This window comes from Luteimonas lutimaris (genome assembly GCF_039537065.1).
Lineage (GTDB): Bacteria > Pseudomonadota > Gammaproteobacteria > Xanthomonadales > Xanthomonadaceae > Luteimonas > Luteimonas lutimaris.
This window is the reverse complement of sequence record NZ_BAAAZU010000003.1, coordinates 321,979-341,401: the sequence shown is the minus strand read 5'-3', so window position 1 is coordinate 341,401 and position 19,423 is coordinate 321,979. Positions and strand designations below refer to the sequence as shown.

The 19,423-nt window shown below is 70.1% G+C and carries 15 protein-coding genes and 1 pseudogene; 6 read left to right on the top strand and 10 right to left on the bottom strand.

Going from position 1 to position 19,423, the window contains the following annotated elements:
- Positions 1 to 4 precede the first annotated feature (4 nt).
- On the top strand, positions 5 to 985 hold the full coding sequence (gene iolG, locus ABD679_RS03585; RefSeq protein WP_344758561.1) for an inositol 2-dehydrogenase: 981 nt from the start codon (positions 5 to 7) through the stop codon (positions 983 to 985).
- 7 nt (positions 986 to 992) lie between these two features.
- Here the strand turns inward: iolG and ABD679_RS03580 are convergent, their stop codons facing one another.
- Entirely contained in the window at positions 993 to 2,282 is a 1,290-nt protein-coding gene (locus ABD679_RS03580; RefSeq protein ID WP_344758560.1) for a histidine-type phosphatase, read from the bottom strand.
- Between the two features lie 46 nt (positions 2,283 to 2,328).
- Positions 2,329 to 4,911, bottom strand: a complete 2,583-nt coding sequence (locus ABD679_RS03575; RefSeq protein ID WP_344758559.1) for a TonB-dependent receptor — start codon at positions 4,909 to 4,911, stop codon at positions 2,329 to 2,331.
- Positions 4,912 to 5,101: 190 nt separating this feature from the next.
- Here ABD679_RS03575 and ABD679_RS03570 point away from each other — a divergent pair, with 190 nt between their 5' ends.
- Together ABD679_RS03570 and ABD679_RS03565 are read left to right on the top strand one after the other, a co-directional pair.
- Entirely contained in the window at positions 5,102 to 7,159 is a 2,058-nt protein-coding gene (locus ABD679_RS03570; protein WP_344758558.1) for a phytase, read from the top strand.
- Positions 7,160 to 7,234: 75 nt separating this feature from the next.
- Positions 7,235 to 7,582, top strand: a complete 348-nt coding sequence (locus ABD679_RS03565) for a DMT family protein (protein WP_344758557.1) — start codon at positions 7,235 to 7,237, stop codon at positions 7,580 to 7,582.
- A 545-nt stretch (positions 7,583 to 8,127) separates the two neighbouring features.
- On the opposite strand, the gene ABD679_RS03560 is transcribed toward ABD679_RS03565, so the two are convergent.
- From ABD679_RS03560 to nudE, 5 genes are all read right to left on the bottom strand, one after another.
- Positions 8,128 to 8,430, bottom strand: a complete 303-nt coding sequence (locus ABD679_RS03560; protein ID WP_344758556.1) for an Mpo1-like protein — start codon at positions 8,428 to 8,430, stop codon at positions 8,128 to 8,130.
- A gap of 13 nt (positions 8,431 to 8,443) precedes the next feature.
- Positions 8,444 to 8,767: a YnfA family protein gene (locus tag ABD679_RS03555; protein ID WP_344758555.1), complete on the bottom strand. Its 324-nt coding sequence runs from the start codon at positions 8,765 to 8,767 to the stop codon at positions 8,444 to 8,446.
- A complete protein-coding gene (mazG, locus tag ABD679_RS03550) occupies positions 8,764 to 9,588 on the bottom strand; it encodes a nucleoside triphosphate pyrophosphohydrolase (RefSeq protein WP_344758692.1) in 825 nt (274 codons plus the stop codon). Before mazG ends, ABD679_RS03555 begins: the two co-directional genes overlap by 4 nt.
- 279 nt (positions 9,589 to 9,867) lie before the next feature.
- On the bottom strand, positions 9,868 to 10,689 hold the full coding sequence (gene cysQ / locus ABD679_RS03545) for a 3'(2'),5'-bisphosphate nucleotidase CysQ (RefSeq protein ID WP_344758554.1): 822 nt from the start codon (positions 10,687 to 10,689) through the stop codon (positions 9,868 to 9,870).
- Positions 10,676 to 11,230, bottom strand: a complete 555-nt coding sequence (gene nudE / locus ABD679_RS03540) for an ADP compounds hydrolase NudE (RefSeq protein WP_344758553.1) — start codon at positions 11,228 to 11,230, stop codon at positions 10,676 to 10,678. Before nudE ends, cysQ begins: the two co-directional genes overlap by 14 nt.
- 50 nt (positions 11,231 to 11,280) lie before the next feature.
- On the opposite strand from nudE, the gene bioA reads away from it, so the two are divergent.
- Entirely contained in the window at positions 11,281 to 12,723 is a 1,443-nt protein-coding gene (gene bioA, locus ABD679_RS03535; RefSeq protein WP_344758552.1) for an adenosylmethionine--8-amino-7-oxononanoate transaminase, read from the top strand.
- Between the two features lie 156 nt (positions 12,724 to 12,879).
- Positions 12,880 to 13,614, top strand: coding sequence for a 16S rRNA (uracil(1498)-N(3))-methyltransferase (locus tag ABD679_RS03530; RefSeq protein WP_344758551.1), 735 nt, complete (start codon positions 12,880 to 12,882; stop codon positions 13,612 to 13,614).
- Between the two features lie 129 nt (positions 13,615 to 13,743).
- On the opposite strand, the gene ABD679_RS03525 is transcribed toward ABD679_RS03530, so the two are convergent.
- From ABD679_RS03525 to ABD679_RS15610, 3 genes and pseudogenes are all read right to left on the bottom strand, one after another.
- Positions 13,744 to 14,226 carry a chemotaxis protein CheW gene (locus ABD679_RS03525; protein WP_344758550.1) on the bottom strand — a complete coding sequence of 161 codons (483 nt, stop codon included), beginning with the start codon at positions 14,224 to 14,226 and terminating at the stop codon, positions 13,744 to 13,746.
- A 13-nt stretch (positions 14,227 to 14,239) separates the two neighbouring features.
- Entirely contained in the window at positions 14,240 to 15,766 is a 1,527-nt protein-coding gene (locus ABD679_RS03520; protein WP_344758549.1) for a chemotaxis protein CheB, read from the bottom strand.
- Positions 15,759 to 18,080: pseudogene (locus ABD679_RS15610) on the bottom strand (response regulator); the annotation flags it as partial. The gene ABD679_RS03520 and the pseudogene ABD679_RS15610, both read right to left, overlap by 8 nt.
- On the opposite strand from ABD679_RS15610, the gene ABD679_RS15605 reads away from it, so the two are divergent.
- Positions 18,026 to 19,144, top strand: a complete 1,119-nt coding sequence (locus tag ABD679_RS15605; RefSeq protein WP_425561841.1) for a pentapeptide repeat-containing protein — start codon at positions 18,026 to 18,028, stop codon at positions 19,142 to 19,144. The pseudogene ABD679_RS15610 and the gene ABD679_RS15605 overlap by 55 nt on opposite strands.
- Positions 19,145 to 19,423: the final 279 nt, after the last annotated feature.

The window sequence follows — 19,423 nt, the reverse complement described above, 5'->3', positions numbered from 1 at the left end:
GAACATGCACAAGGTCGCATTGATCGGCGCCGGCCGCATCGGCCGCATCCACGCGCGCAACATCGCGCGCCATCCGCGGCTGGCACTGGCCGCCGTGGTCGACCCGGTCGAGGAGGCAGCGCACGCGCTGGCCACCGAGTGGCAAAGCCGGGTCGCCACGCTCGACGGGGTCCTGGCCGATCCGGACGTGGCCGGCGTGGTCATCGCCAGTTCCACCGATACGCACCTGGACTACAGCGTGCGCGCCGCGGCCGCCGGCAAGGCGGTGTTCTGCGAGAAGCCCATCGACCAGGACCTGGCCCGTGCCCGCACCGCGGCCGATGCGCTGTCCGGCGCGCGCCTGCTGCTGGCCTTCAACCGCCGCTTCGATCCCAACTTCCAGGCGCTCAAGGCGCGGCTGGACGGCGGCGAGGTCGGCTCCCTGGAAAGCCTGCAGATCACCTCCAACGACCCGGGCCCGCCGCCGCCGGCCTACGTCGCGGTGTCCGGCGGCCTGTTCAAGGACATGGCGATCCACGACTTCGACATGGCGCGCTGGCTGCTGGGCGAGGAGCCGGTGGCGGTGTTCGCCGTCGGCAGCTGCCTGGTGGACCCGGAAATCGGCAGGCTCGGCGACGTCGATACCGCGCGCACCCTGCTGCGCACGGCATCGGGCCGCCTGTGCGTGATCTCCAACAGCCGCCGCTCCGGCTTCGGCTACGACCAGCGCATCGAGGCCTACGCCTCGGCCGGCATGCTGCGCGCCGACAATGTCACCGAGACCACGGTGCAGGCCTGGACCGAGGCCGGCGCCGCGGCGGACCGCTTCCAGAATTTCTTCCTCGACCGCTATGCCGAGGCCTACCGGCGCGAGATGGACCACTTCGCCGACATGCTCGACGGCAGCTGCAGCGCATCGGTGGGCTACGCCGACGGCGTCGCCGCGCTGGCGCTGGCGGAGGCCGCGGCGCAGTCGCTGCGCAGCGGCCAGGTGGTCGCCCCCTGACGCGGGCTTAGCGCGCGGCCGCGGCCACGGGCGCGACCAGCTTGCCGCGCACCAGCGCGGCGAAGTCGTCCAGGCGGCAGGGCTGCGCGCAGCCGGGGATCGGCAGGGACACGTAGGCGGGTGCGTTGGCGTCCGACAGCGGCTGCAGTTCACGCACCTGGTCCATGGTCTGCGAGCGGTAGAAGGCGCGCACGAAGCGTTCACCGCGCGCATCCGACAGCACCTCGAAGCCGAGCGCGCCACCCGGCGGCGGATCGTCGCGCGGGTAGCCGGGCACGGTCCAGTGCAGGTCGAGCAGGCCGCCGAGGTCGGCGATGTTGGTGTCGTGCCCCACCAGCACCGTCAGCGGCGGGCCGTCTTCGACGGCCGCAAGCATGCGCGCGGCCAGCGGCGAGGCGGCGCGCGCGGCGACGTACGGCGCGCGGCCTTCGTAACGAAACTTGATCGAATGGAACTCGAGCAGGGCCTCGATGCCGTCGCGGTCCAGGCGGCCCCAGGCCACGTCCTGCATCGGCATGCCTTCCAGGTACTCGAGCAGGAAGGTCTGGCTGATCGTCGATGCCAGCCCGAAGGGGTCGCCGACGTCGGGACGATCGTCTTCGTTGCGCACGATCCCGGCCGGCATCTGCGAGAGGTCGCACCCGGCCGGTACGCCCCATGCTTTGCACAGCGGCGGTGCGCAGCAACCCAGCGCCTGGTTGAGCTGCGCGAACAGCGCCGCGCGCGCCTGCACCTCGGCATCCATCCCGCCTGGCGGGGCGAGCGCGGCCACCGCATGCACGGCCTGGTCGGGCTCCACGCGCATGTAGCCGGTTTCCAGCGGATGGAACTCGAAGTCCTCGTCGGCGCTGGCCGGGAACGCGACCGCGATGCCGCAGCCCGGCGCGAGCCCTTCGAGCAGCGCACGCGCGGTGTCCTGCGTACGTGATTTGGCGCTGGCCGCCACCGCCACGGTGTCCGGCGACGGGCAGCCGTCGGCCGGGATCAGGCCACGCGCCGCCCAATGCGTGCGATCCCAGGCACCGACCAGGCGCACCGCGTCGTAACCGTGCTGCGTCAGCTCGCCGAATCCTGTCGACCAGGTCGGCCATTCCCGGTCTGCCATGCCTTCGGGCGCGACTTGCGGTTTGGTCGGCGGGCGGACGCCGTGGCGCATCAGCATCACCACGCGTTCGAGGACCGGCGCGGCCTGCGCGTCGGCGGGGACCGGCCGCTCCGGGCTGCCCGCGCAGGCGGCCAGCAGGCCGCAAAGCGCGAGCAGGCCGGCGCCCAGGGCGCAACGGATCGGTGGGGGCATGGCGTTGCGCTCCTGCATCGGGATCACCATCGTGTCGACGCCAGGGTCAGAACTTGAGCTGGATACCCATGCGCGCGGTCCAGCCGTAGATTTCCTTCTCGGCCATGCGATTGCGGTAGCCCATGTAGGTGCGCATGGCCGCGTCGTTGAGGTTGCTGCCTTCCAGGAATACGGTCACGAGAGGGTTGAAGGCATAGCTCACGCGCGCGTCCCACTGCTTGAGCGAGTCGACATAGATGTCCCCTTCGCGCTCCTCCTCGTTGACCTCCAGCAGCATCGCCGACCGATAGGTGTAGGCGATGCGCGCCGCGAACCCGTATTTCTCGTAGCTGATCTGTGCCGAGGCGACCCGGTCGGACTGGTTGAGCAGCGGCACCCTGTCCGAACGACCGGGCAGGCCTTGTGCCTCGGAATCGACCCAGGTCATGTTGGCGCCGACGCTGAACCCGTCCAGCGGCGACGGCAGGAAGCTCAGCTCGTACTGCGCGTTGAGTTCCAGGCCCTTCACCGTGGCCTTGTCGGCATTGGTCCAGGTGCCGACCTCCGCGTTGGTCAGCGGCAGGCCGCCGAACACGCCGTCCTGACCGTCGCGGGTGACTTCGTAGATCGGGTTCTTGATCTGCTTGTGGAACACCGCCGCCGACAGCAGGCCGCGATTGCCCACGTAGTACTCGACCGACAGGTCGAGGTTGGTCGACATCAGCGGGGTAAGGTCGGGATTGCCCATCGTGACCTCGGGCTCGGCGCTGCCGGCGTCCTCGACCTGCACGAACGGCGCGAGCGACTCGTAGTTGGGCCGGCCGATCGCGCGCGTGGCGGCGGCGCGGAACACCAGGTTCTCGCCGGCGTCGTAGCGGAAGTTCACGCCGGGGAACCAGTCGGTGTAACTGCGCGAACCGAACGTGTTGAAGTCCTGGTCGAGGGACGCCTCCTCGACGTCGAAGCCGTGGGCGGCGTAGTCGCCCTGGGTATGCTCGACGCGCACGCCGGGGATCACGGTCAGGTCGCCGAAGCGCAGGCGGCCCATGATGTAGCCGGCAGTGATCTTCTCGGTGATGCGGTAGTCGCCGGCCAGCGTCGCCGAGAGAGTGCCCTCATCGTCTTCCTCGAACTCGCCGCCGTGCGCATCGAAATAGGCATTCGCCGCCGGGCTGGAGATCGTCGGACCGATGAAGTAACGGTTGCCGAATATCGAGCCCATGGGCTTGCCGAGCACGTCGGCCAGCGTCATCGGGCCGTCGTCGTATTCGTAGGCGCGACCGTTCTCGTCGGCGGTCTTCTTGCGGTGCAGGTATTTCACGCCGAACTGCAGGTCGGAACCGTCGCCGATCGACATCGGCATCAGGTAGTCCAGCCGCGCCTGGTACAGGTCCTCGACTGCGTGGCGCGATTCAGGCTCCCAGAAATCGGGTTCGAACAGCGACGGATCGTACGCGTCGAGGCCGTCCGGGGTGACGGTGTAGGTATCGCTGCCCAGCAGGTAACTGCCGGTGATGTCGCCCTGCACGAAGCCCCATTCGTCGCGGTGCGGATCGCGCTTGTCGGCGCGCGACCAGGTGACCTCGGCGTTGAGCTTGCGATCTCCCTCGAACTCGAACTCGCCACCGGTCGAAGCGGTCAGCGTACTGGTGTTCTCCGACCGCGTGCGCAGTGCACGCAGCGCCTCGGCGTCGCTGAAGGTGCCGCTGCGCGCGTCGGTGGGCGAGATCCCGTCCTCGTCGAACTCGATCGCAAGGAGGTCGCGTGTCTCGGAGTCCTCGTACTTGGAGTACAGCAGGCGCAGGAACAGGCTGGTGTCGTCGTTGGGACGCCAGTCGAAGTTGGCGACCGCGCCGGTGCGCTGGCGATGGGTGTTGTACTGGCGCATGTCCAGCCCTTCGGGCACGAACTGGCCGTCGACCTCGATCCAGTCGCCCGCGTTCTGGATGTTCTGGCTGCCGATCTTGCGGTCCGAGTGGTTGAGCGCGAACACCGCGCCGAACTGCTTGTCGGGACCGAAGCGCCCGCCGAACGAGCCGTCGAACTCGTAGGGATGCTCGCTGTTGATGTCGTTGTAGCCGTAGGCCGCGCTGGCGGTGCCGAACGTACCCTGGCGGTCGAACGCGCTGAGTGTTTCGATGTTGACCATGCCGGCGATGGAGTTGGCGTCCATGTCCGGCGTCAGCGTCTTGGACACGATCACCGCGCCGATCAGGCCCGAGGGAATGTCGTCGAGCTTGACCTGGCGGCCGTCCGGTTCCGGCGCCGGCGAGGTCTGGCCGTTGAGGGTGACGTTGAGCAGGTCCGGCGAGATGCCGCGCACCGTGAGGTAGCGTCCCTCGCCCTGGTCGTTGACGGTGGAGATGCCCGGCAGCCGGCGGACCGCCTCGGCCACGTTCTGGTCGGGCAGCCGGCCGACGTCGTCGGAACGGATCGCGTCGACCTGCCCGTCCGCGTAGCGCTTGTCGTCGATGGCCGCGCGATCGGCCGCGCGGCGCCCTGTGACCTGGACCCGGTCCAGCTCGGTGACCTGCGGTGCCTGCCCCGCCGGCGGTGGGTCCGCACTGTCCTGGGCCTGCAGCTGTCCGGACATGAGAGCGAGGTTGCTCAGAATGATTGCCGTCAATGCATTGCGATGGATCTGTCGCATGGTGCAGTCCCTCCCGAGGACAGCTGCCACCGGCCAGGCAAGGGCGCCCGGATCGGGTGGCCGTGCCCGGAGATTACGAATGAAAATTCCAGAATGCAACACATTTGGAATTTCTCTTGCAAAATCCAAGACCCTGTGTGAATGTCCCCACACGGCTAGCCGGCACATTCAAGCAACCGGAGATGACAAATTGAGTTCCCGCCATCGATCGACCATCACCGTCATGGCCGTGGCCGTGGCGCTCGCCCTGCCGGGCGGACAGGCAGGCGCCCAGGACGTCCAGGTCCCGACCGTCCAGGCGACCGCCAGCACCCAGCGCACCGCCAGCGGCGAGAACAACGACGCGGCGATCGTGCGCAACGACGCCCGGCCCGGCGCAAGCCGCATCATCGCCACCGCCGCACTCGACGGCCTTGAAATCAGCGACCTGTCCGGCAAGCGGCTGGCCACGGTGCCGGCCGGCGAAGCCGCGGCGGTGGACGCCATGCCGGGCGTGACGATCGGCGAGCGCAGCACGACGGTGGTCGCGGCGGTGGACGAGACCGGTCATTTCCTGCGCCTGTACACCTTCGCCAACGACCGCCTGGCCGAGGCCGGCGCGCGGCCGATCCCGCTGGGTTTCGCCGCGGAGGGCATCTGCCTGTTCCGCAGCCCGCAGGACGGCGCGCTGCAGGCGTTCATCGTCGGCGACGGCGGCGAGATCGACCAGCAGGTCATCCACGCCACCGCCGACGGCAGGCTCGACGCGCGCCAGGTGCGCCGCATCCACCTGCCCTCGCCCCTCTCGCAATGCGTCGCGGATGCGGCGGGGCACGTCTACGTGTCCGAGGAAGCCGTCGGCATCTGGCGCTTCAACGCCGACGCCGAGGCCGACACCGAAGCCCGGGTGGTCGACGCCCCGCGGCTGGGCCATATCGAGGAGGAGGTCTCCGGGGTGGCGCTGTACGACGGCGGCGACGGCAGCCGCTGGCTGCTGGCCGGGGACGCCAGCGCCGGGCGCGTGAACGTCTACGATCGCGACCGCGACGATGCATGGCTGGGGGCGTTCGCCGTTGCGGCGCCGGACGGCGGCACGGTTGAAGAACCCGGCCTGCTTGCCGCCACCGGCCTGCCGCTGGGCAAGTCGTTCCCGCACGGCGCGCTGCTGGTGGTCGACGAGGACGCCGCCGACACCAAGCTGGTGGCGATCGCCGACATCGCCCGTGCGCTCGGCCTCGATCCGGGCAACGCGACCGCCGCGGCATCGCCGGCCACGGTCCCCACCGTCACCGCGCTGGTGGAAACCACGCCCATGTCCAGCTTCGGCGACGCCGCTGACGACCCGGCGATCTGGGCCAATCCCGACGACCCGGCAGCCAGCCTGGTGATCGCCACCGACAAGAAGGCCGGCCTGTACGTTTACGACATGCAGGGCCAGGTCGTGCAGTTCCTGCCCGACGGCAAGATGAACAACGTCGACCTGCGCGAAGGCTTCGAACTGGGCGGCGAGAAAGTGGTGCTGGTCACCGCCAGCAACCGCACCGACGACAGCATCGCGATCTACCGCCTCGATACCGCCGCGCGCCGGCTGGTGGACGTGGCCGACGGCGTGCAGCCGACCGGCTTCGACGATCCCTACGGGCTGTGCATGTACCGCAGCCCGCGCGACGGGGCGATGTACGTGTTCATCAACGGCGACGACACCGGCAAGCGCCAGTGGCGTCTGGCCGACACCGGCAACGGCCGCGTCCGTGCCGAGCTGGTCCGGGAGATGCGCTTCGAGTCGCAGACCGAAGGATGCGTGGTCGACGACGACGCCGGCACGCTGTACGTCAACGAGGAAGACGTGGCGATGTGGCGCATGTCAGCAGAACCCGACGGCGGTGACGCCAAAGTCGCGGTCGAGCGCATCGAGGACAACCCGGCGATCCGCGACGACCTCGAGGGCATGGGCATCTACCACCTGGGCGAAGGCCGCGGCTACATCGTCGCGTCGAGCCAGGGCAACGACACCTACGCGGTCTACCGGTTGGAGGGGGAGCAGGCGTACGTCGGCTCGTTCGCCGTGGTCGCCGACCCGGTGCGCGGCATCGACGGCATCTCCGAAACCGACGGGCTGGAAGTCACCAGCCGCAACCTCGGCCCCGGCTTCGAACACGGCGCAATGATCGCCCAGGACGGGCGCAACGTGATGCCGGTGGAGAACCAGAACTACAAGTACGTGTCCTGGAAAGCGATCGCGGACGCGCTCGGGCTGGAGATGCGCTGACCGGCCGCGCGACGGGCACGACACGGGCGGGTGGCGGGCGCTAGGCTGGCGTCCCGCCACTGCCGGCCCCGCCCCATGTCGCCCCTCGTCGAACGCGCCCTGCCTGTCGTCCTGCTGCTGGGCTCCAACGTCTTCATGACTTTCGCCTGGTACGGGCACCTCAAGTACAAGGCCTCGCCGTTGCTGGTCGTGATCCTGGCCAGCTGGGGCATCGCCTTCTTCGAATACGCGTTGCAGGTGCCGGCCAACCGCTGGGGCAGCGCGGTCTACTCGGCGCCGCAGCTCAAGGGCATGCAGGAGGTGATCACGCTGGTGGTGTTCGCGGTGTTCTCGACGAGCTACCTGGGGCAGTCGCTGAAGTGGAACCACTGGGCCGGCTTCGCCCTGATCGCGGTCGCGGCGTGGCTGATCTTCATGGACTGAGCGGTTCGCGGCGCCAGCTTCAGGTTCTTCCCAACCGGGGACGAGCGCGCGTCCGCGAGTGGCTGGGTGCCCCGGGATCCGGCGAAGTAATTTTTGCCACGGATGGCGCGGATGAACGCGGACAAGACGAAGGCGTCATGGCGTAGCGCCGTGCTGTCCAGCAGTGCCACTCGATGCGCGGCGCTTCTCTCGCTTCCCGGCGCGCGCGAAGACGGCGGGAGGGCATTCCCTTTTGTTTTATCGGCTTTGCTTCATCGGCGTCATCCGCGCCATCCGTGGCAAGAGTGCTTTCGGATGTTTCAGAAGCCGATGCGGCCAGTCAGGATGTCCTTGAACATCACCCCGCCCTCCACGAATCCCGGCACCCGACAGCGACGAATGCCGCGCGCGCGGCTTGCGGAGGCGAACAACCGTGGTTTCGCCTAGAAGCGGATGCGGCCAGTCAGGATGTTTTTGAACATCACCCCGCCTCCCACGAATCCCGGCACCCGACAGCGACGAATGCCGCGCGCGCGGCTTGCGGAGGCGAACAACCGTGGTTTCGCCTAGAAGCGGATGCGGCCAGTCAGGATGTCCTTGAACATCACCCAATCCCCGGCAAACGAATAGAACGGGTGCTTGAACGTCGCCGGCCGGTTCTTCTCGAAGAAGAAGTGCCCGACCCAGGCGAAGCCGTAGCCGCACAGCAGCGCACCGAGTATCCACCATGCATTGCCGGTGGTGATTGCCACGACGACCAGCGCCAGCACGCCGCAGCTGCCGATGAAGTGCAGCCGCCGCGAAGTGCGGTTGGCGTGTTCGCTCAGGTAGAACGGGTAGAACTCGCGGAAACTGGCGAAGCTGCTCACGATCTTCCTCCGGTCACACGGGCCTGGGTGACAGCATGATGACCAGCATGCCACATACGCACAAAAGCGCGCCCAGCAGGTCCCAGCGCGTCGGCCGCACCGCGTCCACGATCCACAGCCAGCCGATGGCGACGGTGACGTAGACCCCGCCATACGCGGCATACACGCGGCCGGACGCCGTGGGGTGCAGGGTCAGCAGCCAGACGAACGCCGCCAGCGCGATCGCGGCCGGCAGCAGCAGCCACGCGCTGCCGGCCTTGCGCAACCACAGGTACGGCAGGTAGCAGCCGATGATCTCGGCCAGCGCGGTGGCGACGAACAGCAGCAGGGTCTTCATCGATCGCCTTCCACCGGCGGCGGCGACGCCCCGGTCCCGGGCGCCTTTTCTTCGCGCTTGGCCCGTATCCAGTACGCCTCCTGCGCCTCCAGCGGCAGGTCCTGCATGCGCACGCCGTCGGTCTTCGCCAGCCGCTCCATCGCCCGGAACCGGCGCTCGAACTTCGCGTTCGCACGCCGCAGCGCGCTGCCGACGTCGACCTTCGCATGCCGCGCCAGGTTGGCGCAGACGAACAGCACGTCGCCCAGTTCGTCCTCCAGCCGCTCGTGCACGGCGGCATCGTCCGGCGCATCGGCCAGCGCGGCGAACTCCACCTCCACCTCGCGGATTTCCTCGTGCAGCTTGTCGATCACCGGCGCAGGCCCGGGCCAGTCGAAGCCCACCCGCGCCGCGCGCGCCTGCAACTTCACCGCGCGCTGCCATTCGGGCAGGCCGCGGGCGATGCCGGCCAGCGCGGAATCGTCCGCGTCACCGGCGTCCACGCGCTCGGCGCGCTTGATCTCCTCCCAGCTGCGGCGCACGCCATCCGCGTCACCGCGCGCGCGGTCGCCGAACACGTGCGGATGGCGGCGGACCATCTTGTCCGAGATCGCCGTGGCCACGTCGTCGAAGCCGAACGCGCCCTGCTCGCTCGCCATCTGCGCGTGGAACACCACCTGCAGCAGCAGGTCGCCCAGTTCGTCCTTCAGCGCCGGCAGGTCGTCGCGGTCGATGGCGTCGGCGACTTCGTAGGCTTCCTCGATCGTGTACGGCGCGATGGTGGCGAAGGTCTGCTCGACGTCCCACGGGCAGCCGGTGTCGCGGTCGCGCAGGCGGGCCATGATGTCGAGCAGGCGCTGGATGCTGGAAGTCGGATTGGTCACTGATGGTTCCGGGCGGGTGGCATGTCGAGGGGGCGGGGACGCGGGGTGGCGCCAGCCGGCACGGCCAGCACCTTGGAATCGTCCCCCGAAGGCGGGAATCCAGTGGCTTCGGCTTGCCGGGCCGCATGCGCCACTGCAAAGTCGCCGGGTTCCCGCTTTCGCGTGAATGACGGTATTTCCGTTCCCTCCATCACCGGAAGGATGACGCGCAGTGGCATCCGCTGCGCGCACCACGGGTCATGCGCGATCGCCTACCCACTCTTTCCACGGCAGCGACGGATCACCCAGCGCCATGAAATCCCCGTTGAGCACCGTGTCGCGCTGGTTGTAGCGCAGCGGGCGGCCTCGCGGGTCGAGCACGGCGCCGCCGGCGGCCTCGACGATCGCCTGCCCGGCCGCGGTGTCCCACTCGCTGGTCGGACCGAAGCGCGGATACACGTCCATGCCGCCTTCGGCCAGGCGGCAGAACTTCAGCGACGACCCCAGCGCCACCGGTTCGCCGGCGGCGCCGGTTTCCGCGGCGATGCGGTCCAGCAGGGACTCGGTGCGCGCATTGCGGTGCGAACGGCTGGCGGCCACCCGCAGCGGCGCCCGTGCCGGGATGCGCGTGTGCAGCGCACGCTCTGCATCACCGTCGCGCCGGAACGCGCCCTGCCCGCGCGCACCGTGCCACAGCACGCCGGTCACCGGCGCCTGGATCACGCCGAACACGACTTCGCCGCCTTCGACCAGGGCGATGTTGACCGTGAACTCGCCGTTGCGCTTGACGAATTCGCGGGTGCCGTCGAGCGGGTCGACCACCCACAGCCGGTTCCACGACCGCCGCACGCCGGTGGGGATGGTGTCGGCCGATTCCTCCGACAGCACCGGGATGTCCGGCGTCAGCGTTTGCAGCCGCGCGAGGATGCAGCGGTGCGCGGCGAGGTCGGCGGCGGTGAGCGGGCTGTCGTCGGCCTTGTGGTCGACTTCGAAGCAGGTGTCGTAGACGCGCAGGATCTCGGCCGCGGCTTCGCGCGCGGCGGCGATGACGCCCTCGCGCAGGGCCTCAGCGACCGGCATGGCGCTGCAGGTATTCGCGCGCGATGAACAGCGCGGCGATGGACCGTCCTTCGGAAAAATCCTCGCGCAGGATCAGTTCATGCAACGCATCGAGTTTCCATGGCACCACGTCGAGCTCCTCGGGTTCATCGCCGGGCAGGCGCTTCGGGTACAGGTCGCGCGCAAGCACCAGGTGGGTCTGGTGGCTCATGTAGGTCGGCGCGAGGGTCAGCGAGCGCAGCACCTGCACCGATTTGGCGCCGTAGCCGGCCTCTTCCATCAGCTCGCGGTTGGCGGCGTGCTCGGGCGTTTCGCCGGCGTCGATGCGGCCCTTGACCAGGCCCAGCTCGTAGCGGTGCACGCCGGCGGCGTATTCGCGCACCAGCAGCACGGTCTCGTCGTCGAGCATCGGCACCACCGCCACCGCGCCGTGACCGCGGCCGTGCAGGCGTTCGTAGCGGCGGCGCTCGCCGTTGCCGAATTCCAGGTCCAGCCGCTCCATGCGGTAGGGCCCGGCGTCGTGCTCGGTGATGCCGTGGATGATCGGCAGGCGGCGCGTCATCGCCGCGCTCCGGCGGCACGGGACGGCGCCGGGCGCGCGATAATGGGGGAATGAATGCAAAGGCTCACGATGCGTCGATTCTAAACGAGGCCGATCGCTGGCGTTCGCGCGACCTGGCCGTGCTCTGGCATCCCTGCACGCAGATGCGCGAACACCTCTCCCATGGCGCGGCGGCGGACGGCCGCCACGGCGACGCCCTGCCGCTGCTGCCGGTGGCGCGCGGCGAGGGCGCCTGGCTGGTCGGCCACGACGGCAGCCGCACGCTGGACGCGGTGAGCAGCTGGTGGACCAACCTGTTCGGCCACGCCGAGCCGCGCATCGCCGAGGCCGTCGCGCGGCAGGCGCGCACGCTGGAACAGGTGATCCTGGCCGGCTGCTCGCATCCGCCGGCGGTGGAACTGGCCGAGCGCCTGCTCGCGATCGCGCCGCGCCAGGACGGGCGCGATCCGCTGGCCAAGGTGTTCTATGCCGACAACGGCTCGGCCGGCGTCGAGGTGGCGCTGAAGATGGCCTTCCACTGGTTCCGCAACCGCGGCGACGAGCCGCGGCGCACGCGCTTCGTCTCGCTGCACAACAGCTACCACGGCGAGACGATCGGCGCGCTGTCGGTGGGCGACATCCCGCTGTACCGCCGCGTCTATGCGCCGCTGCTGCTGGAACCGCTGTTCGCGCCCTCGCCCGATGCCTTCAACGCGCGTCCGGGCCAGTCGCCCGCAGCCTGCGCGGAGGAAGCCGCGGACGCGCTGGCGCACCTGCTCGACGAGCACGCCGGCGAGGTCTGCGCGCTGATCCTGGAGCCGCGCGTGCAGTGCGCCGGCGGCATGCGCATGCACGACCCGGTGTACCTCAGGCGCGTACGCGAGCTGTGCGACGTGCACGGCGTGTTCCTGATCGCCGACGAAATCGCGGTCGGCTTCGGCCGCACCGGCACGATGTTCGCCTGCGAGCAGGCAGGCATCCAGCCGGACCTGCTGTGCCTGTCGAAGGGCCTGACCGGCGGCTTCCTGCCGCTGTGCGCGGTGCTGGCCACGCAGGCGATCTACGACGGCTTCCTCGACGACTCGCGCGAGCGCGCCTTCCTGCACTCGCACAGCTATTCCGGCAACCCGCTGGCCTGCGCCGCGGCGCTCGCCTCGCTCGATATCTTCGACAGCGACAACGTGCTCGCGCGCAACCGCGAGACCGCGGCGAAGATGGCGCAGCTGGCCACGCCGTTCGCGAACCATCCACTGGTCGCGGACGTGCGCCAGGCCGGGATGATCCTCGCGATCGAACTGCACCCCGAGCCCGGCGCCCGCGAGGATGGCAATGCGGTGGAAATCGCCAACCTCCGCGGCCCGCGCATGTACCGCGCCGCGCTCGACCGCGGCGTACTGCTGCGGCCGCTGGGCGACGTGCTGTACTGGATGCCGCCGTACTGCATCGACGACGACCAGCTCGCCCTGCTGGCAGACGCCACGCGCGCGGCAATCGAGGCGGCCGGGGCTGCCTGAAACGGCAGCCGGCCGGTTGTTGATTGGCCACGGATTGACGCGGATTGATACGGATAAAGCGGGGGAACCAGTGAAGAACAACGCCATCACCTTTCGTTTTGCCCTGCCTCGTCCGCGTGCATCCGCGTTGATCGGTGGCAACAAAGAGACTTTGCCATGCGCGTGAACCGCGCCCACGTCGATGCGGCGCTGGCGGTCGGCGCGCGGGTGGCGCTGCCGGAGGGCGCCGCGGCGCACCTGCTGCGGGTGCTGCGGCTGGGCGTCGGCGACGGCTGCGTGCTGTTCAACGGCGACGGCCACGATTACGACGCGCGCATCGTCGTCGCCGACAAGCGCGGCGGTGAGGCCGAGGTCACCGGCGTGCGCGCGGTCGACAACGAATCGCCGCTGCGCATCGTCCTGCTGCAGGGCATCGCGCGCGGCGAAAAGATGGACTGGATCCTGCAGAAAGCGACCGAATTGGGCGTGGCCGGCTTCGTGCCGGTCAGCTCGGAGCGCAGCGAGGTCCGGCTGGAAGGCGAGCGCGCCGCCAAGCGGCTCGCGCACTGGCGCAGCGTGGTGGTGTCGGCCTGCGAACAGAGCGGGCGCGCGCGGGTGCCCGACGTTGCCTCGCCCCGGCCGCTGGCCGCGGCGCTGGCCGCGCTGCCCGGCGACAGTCTGCGCCTGACCCTGGACCCGGAGGCGGCGGCCGGCATCGCGACGCTGCCTGCACCCGGCGCACGCCCGCTGGTCCTGGCGACCGGCCCCGAGGGCGGCTGGTCGCCACGCGACCGCGCGACGCTGGAAGGCGGCGGCTTCGGCGGCCTGCGACTGGGTCCGCGCATCCTGCGCACGGAAACGGCAGGCATGGCGGCGATCGCAGCGCTGCAGGCGCGGTTCGGGGATCTGTAGGCGCGGTCGGCGCGGAACGGGCCGGGCCAGGGTTCAGCAGTTCGCGCCTCAAGGGCATCGCGGCCATGGCCGCTCCCACAGAGACCATGGGGTTGATGGCTGCTATTGCCGCCGCTGGGGGCCTGCGGGTCAGGCGGCCAGTGCTTCGTGCAGGGAGGCCTCGACCACCCCGATATCGGGGACCAGCGCGACGTCGTCGTTGAGCAGCACGCGCGCGCGCACGCCGTTGGGCAGTTCGCCGTTGTCACTGGCATCCGCCACCAGCGTCTCGCGCGACACCGTGACCAGACGCGGGAAGCCCTGGGTCAGCATCGCGAAATGCGGGAGTTTTTCGTCGCCACCCAGCGCCTTGAGCACGGCGACCTTGCTGCCCAGGCCGCCCTGCTCCTCGGCCAGGCCGGCGATGCGCGCGAACGACACCAGCGGCAGCTGCCAGCCGCGCCAGCGGATCCGGCCCAGCAGCCAGGCCGGTGCATTTTCGACCGGCTCCGGATCGGCGTAGGACAGCACTTCGGCGATGGTCGCGTTGGGCAGCAGCAGGCGCACGCCCTCGATCTGGATCAGCACGCCGCGGACGTCCTGGACGGCTGCGTTCTGGCTCTGTGTGTTCATGCTTGCCTCGGTCTCAGGACGGCCAGCGCGCGGCAAGTTGCCCGGCCAGCTCCGCCGGCATCGCCGTGGCGGCGCCGTGCGCGATCAGTGCGGTGGACGCGGCCGGGTCGTAGCAGCCGTCGAGCGCCTGCCCGGCCACCAGCAGGCCCGACGCGACCTGCGCCATGCCCGCGCCGACGCTGTCCACGCTGCTGCCGCTCAACAGCAGCAGCGCGCTGTCGGCGGGCGGCAGCGCGTCGAGCAGCGGCTTCGAGCGACTTTCGTCGGCGACGAATACCAGCCGGGAACGATCCCGCTCCAGCGAAATATCCGGCGGAATGAAGTAGACGGTACCGGCCTCTGCGGCGTGGCCGGCTTCGGCCAGGGCGACCGGGACCTGCGCCGCACGCGCCATCTGCTTGACCAGGCGATCGTAGCGGCCGCCGTCCAGCTGCAGCCGCACGAGTACCGGGCGCGGGAAGCCCTCCGGGATCGCGGCCAGCAGTTGGCGCACGGCGTCAGGTCCGCCGAGCCCGCCCTCGACCAGGACCGCGCCGCGCTCCGGGCCGTGCCCATAGCTGTCAACGTCGGCCAGCGACAGCGACGACACGCGTGCTTCGAGGGCGTCCAGATCGATTTCCGCTGCCGTGCGCGGCGGCGACGGCGGCGCGGGCGCATCATCGGAGGAGACGGCGTCCGGCGACTCGTCCGCGACAGCGTCGCCATCCGATCCGCCGGCCTGCATCGAAGCCAGCAGCGCGTCGACGTCGACCAGTTCGACGTCATTGTCGGCGTGTGCGCCATCGCCGGCGTCCCACGACGCCATTTCCAGCGACGCGTCCGCATCGTCTCCGGACAGCCCAGATCCGGCATCGTCGTCGACGACCGCCTCGAAGGTCAGGCTGTCTTCGGACAGGCCGGACAGGTCTTCCGCGTCCAGTCCGGGGTCCTCCGCCGCCGGCGGCAGTTCGCCGGCCACGTCGTATTCGGGTTCCGGCGCCGCTTCGGCGGGCGCGTCGTCGGCCAGCGACAGCGCGTCCGCGGCCTCCGGTTCGAGCCGGACCTCCGGCTCCAGGCCCTCGTCACGCGGCACCTCGCCGGCAAGGGCCTGCGCCTGCTCGGCGAACGGGGCGATGTCCAGCCCGCCCGCGGCGCGCGGCGGCGGCAGCGCTCCGGGCGAAGGCTGCAGGTCGCCTTCCTCGTCGGCGCCCGGCGGCAGCACGTCGTCGTGGCGGTGCAGCTTGGCGGACAGGTGGCGCACCCAGCGCGCCGCGTCCCAGCCGGTGCGCTGCGCGGCCAGTTCGGCCTCCTCGAAGATCACCGCGATGGCGGGGTCGGACAGCAGCGCGTCGTAGCGCTCCAGCGCCGCCTCCACCGCGGGTTCCAGCGCCACCAGCACCGCCTGCGGATGGCTGTCGACGGCCTCGCGGGGGTCGCCCGAAGCCGGATCGGCCACCAGTGCAACCTCGGCACCGGCCTGCGCCAGCGCCTCGCCGAGGCGGTCGCGCGCATCGCCCGCGCGCGCCAGCAGCACGACCCGCGGTGCGTCGCGCTCACTCATCGTCGCGCGGCTGCAGGTTGAGCAGTTCGTAGACGTTGCGCACGAGTTCGTTCTCCTGGTACGGCTTGCCGAGGTAGCGTTCGACGCCGATGTCCAGGGCGCGCTGGCGATGTTTCTCGCCGGTACGCGAGGTGATCATCACGATCGGCACGTTGCGCAGGCGCGGGTCGGACTTCATCTGCGTGGCCAGCTCGTAGCCGTCCATGCGAGGCATCTCGATGTCGAGCAGCATCAGGTCGGGCACGCGTTCTTCCATGCGTTCGAGCGCGTCGATGCCGTCCTTCGCGGTGGCGACCTCGAAGTTGTGGCGCTCCAGCACGCGGCCGGTGACCTTGCGCATGGTGATCGAGTCGTCGACCACCATCACCAGCGGCACGCGATGGGTTTCGACCACCGGCGCCGGTTCCACCTCGCGCGGCTGCGCGGCGCGGCGACGCGCGAGCGGGGCCACGTCCAGGATCACCACGACCGAGCCGTCGCCCATGATCGTGGCGCCGAAGATGCCCGGGATCGACGCCACCTGCGGACCCACCGGCTTGACCACGATTTCGCGGCTGCCGACGATCTGGTCGACCGCCACCGCCGCGCGCAGGTCGCCGGAGCGGATCAGCAGCAGCGGCATCTGCAGCTGGCCCTCGGCCTTCGCCATGCCCTGTCCGACCAGGCTGCCGAGGTCGTGCACCGCGTAGTCCTCGCCGCCGTAGCCGTAGCTGGCGCCGGGCTTGGCGAAATCTTCGCGGGCGATGCGGCCAACGCCGCGCACCGAGGCGATCGGCACCGCGAAGCTGGTCTCGCCGATCTTGACGAACACCGCCTGCGTGACCGCCAGCGTCTGCGGCAGGCGCAGGGTGAAGGTGGTGCCTTCGCCCGCGCGCGAGGCGATGTCGAGAGTGCCGCCAAGCTGGCGCACTTCGCTCGCGACCACGTCCATGCCGACGCCGCGGCCGGCCAGGCGGCTGACCTCGTCGACGGTGGAGAAGCCGGGCTCGAAGATCAGCGCGTCGAGGTCGCTGTCGGCCAGCACCGCGTTGGCGCCAATCAGTCCGCGCTCCTCGCCGCGGCGGCGGATCGCCCCGCGATCCAGGCCGCGGCCATCGTCGCCGATCTCCAGCACCACTTCCGAACCTTCACGGCGCACCGAGATACGGACCGTGCCTTCCTCGTTCTTGTTCGCCTTGCGGCGCTGCGGCGGGGTTTCCAGCCCGTGCGCGACCGCGTTGCGCAGCATGTGCTCCAGCGGCGCGGTCATGTGCTCGAGCACGTTGCGGTCGAGTTCGCCCTGGGCGCCGTCGAGCTTGAGCTGCACCTGCTTGCCGGTCTCGCCGGCGGCCTGGCGGACCACGCGGCGCAGGCGCGGCACCAGCGCGTCGAACGGCACCATGCGGGTGCGCATCAGGCCCTGCTGCAGGTCCGAGCTCACGCGCGACTGCTGCAGCAGCAGGGTTTCGTACTGGCGGGTCAGGTCGTCGAGCGTGCCCTGCAGGCTCGACATGTCGGCTGCAGACTCGCCCAGCGCGCGCGAGAGCTGCTGCAGGGTGGAGAAGCGGTCGAGCTCGAGCGGGTCGAAGGTGGCATCGACGGTTTCATGCTCGCGCTGGTAGCGGGCGATGATCTGCGCTTCGGTCTCGATGTCCAGGCGGCGCAGCTGGTCGCGCAGACGCATGTTGGTCTGCTCCATCTCGCCCATCGCGCCGCGGAACGCGCCCAGCTGCTGTTCCAGGCGGGCGCGGTAGATCGCCACCTCGCCGGCGTAGTTGACCAGCTGGTCGAGCAGGTCGGCACGGATGCGCACCTGCTCCTGCGGCGCGCGCACGCTGATGTCGTCGTCGTCGGTGACCGGCGTATCGCCGATCGGCGCGGACAACGGCTTCAGTGCGACAACCGGGGCCTGTACGCGCGGCGCAGGCGCGGCAACGGCGGCGGACGCACCTGTCTCCGCGGCGGCGGTTTCCGGCGCCGCCCGGCCGAGGGCGCGTGCGTTGAACTCCTCGATCAGCGTCTCGGATGCGCCGATGGCGTGGCGCGCGCCGACGCGCGTGACCATCGCGTGCAGGCGGTCGAAGCCGCGCTCGAGCAACGGGATGCCGTCGTGGCCGAGTTCGCCGCGCAGTTCGACCACCGATTCGAGCAGCGACTCCATGGCGTGGCCGAGTTCGCCCACGGCCATGACGCCGGCCATGCGCGCACCGCCCTTGATCGTGTGCAGGTCGCGCTGCAGGCCGACCAGGGTTTCGCGCTCGGTGGGGTTGTCGCGCAGCTGTGCGAGCAGGCCGTCGGAATGGTCGAGCAGGTCGCTGGCTTCCTCGACGAAGATGTCGACCAGCTCCGGATCGAGCTCGCCCATCTCGAAGGCGGCGTCCGGGTCTTCTTCCGCCGCGTGCGCGGCGTGATGCGGCGCGATGTCCGATTCGACGACGGCGCCGGATTCGGCGGCGTCTTCTGCGGCGGGCATCCTTTCGACCGCGGCGCGCGCGGCTTCGAGGCGCTCGATTTCGGCGCGCTCGGTTTCCAGGCGTTCGGCTTCGGCACGCTCGGCTTCAAGGCGTTCGGCCTCGGCGCGCTCGGCTTCCGCACGCTCGGCTTCGACGCGCTCGGCTTCGACGCGTTCTGCCTCTGCACGCTCGGCTTCGGCGCGCTCAGCCTCTGCACGTTCGGCTTCGACGCGCTCCGCTTCCAAGCGCTCAAACTCGATGCGCTCGGCTTCAAGGCGTTCGGCCTCGATGCGCTCGAACTCGATGCGCTCGGCTTCAAGGCGTTCGGCCTCGATGCGTTCGATCTCGAGACGTTCGGCTTCAAGGCGTTCTGCTTCGGCACGCTCGGCGGCGCGCCGTTCCGTCTCCGCGCGCTCGGCTTCAAGTCGCTCGACTTCGGCGCGTTCGGCCGCGAGGCGCTCCGCCTCTGCGCGCTCGGCTTCGGTACGTTCGGCAGCAAGGCGTTCCGTCTCCGCGCGCTCGGCTGCAAGTCGCTCGGCCTCGGCGCGTTCGGCCGCGAGGCGCTCTGCCTCCGCACGTTCGGCCTCAAGGCGTTCGGCTTCGGCACGTTCGGCTTCTGCACGTTCGGCTTCGAGACGCTCGGCTTCAAGACGTTCCGCTTCGGCACGCTCGGCTTCAAGGCGTTCGGCTTCGGCACGTTCGGCCTCGAGACGCTCGGCCTCTACACGTTCGGCTTCAAGGCGCTCGGCCTCGACGCGCTCGGCTTCAAGACGTTCCGCTTCGGCACGTTCGGCTTCAAGGCGTTCGGCTTCGGCACGTTCGGCCTCGAGACGTTCGGCCTCAAGACGTTTGGCTTCAAGGCGCTCGGCTTCGATGCGTTCGGCTTCGATCCGCGCGGCATCGTCTGCCGGTTCGGCAGGCTGGGCCAGGTCGCCGTAGGCGCTGAGGTCGTTGGCAGTCAGCTGCGCGCCGGCGTCGATGCCGTCTTCCGGCTCGGGTTCGATGGATTCAGGGATGGCCGGCGTTTCCACCGGCGCGGCCGCTTCGGGCAGGCTGTCGCGCAGGGCCGCCAGGCGCGCGGCAAGCGCGGCGCAGACCGGGACCTGCGGCGCGGGTGCGTGCAGGGCGGCGACGGTGCTGCGGATCAGTCCAGCCAGTTCGCCGAGCGCGGCGACTGCGTCGTCGCCGGCCTCGCCGCGCGAGGCCAGCAGGCGCCGGACGTAGG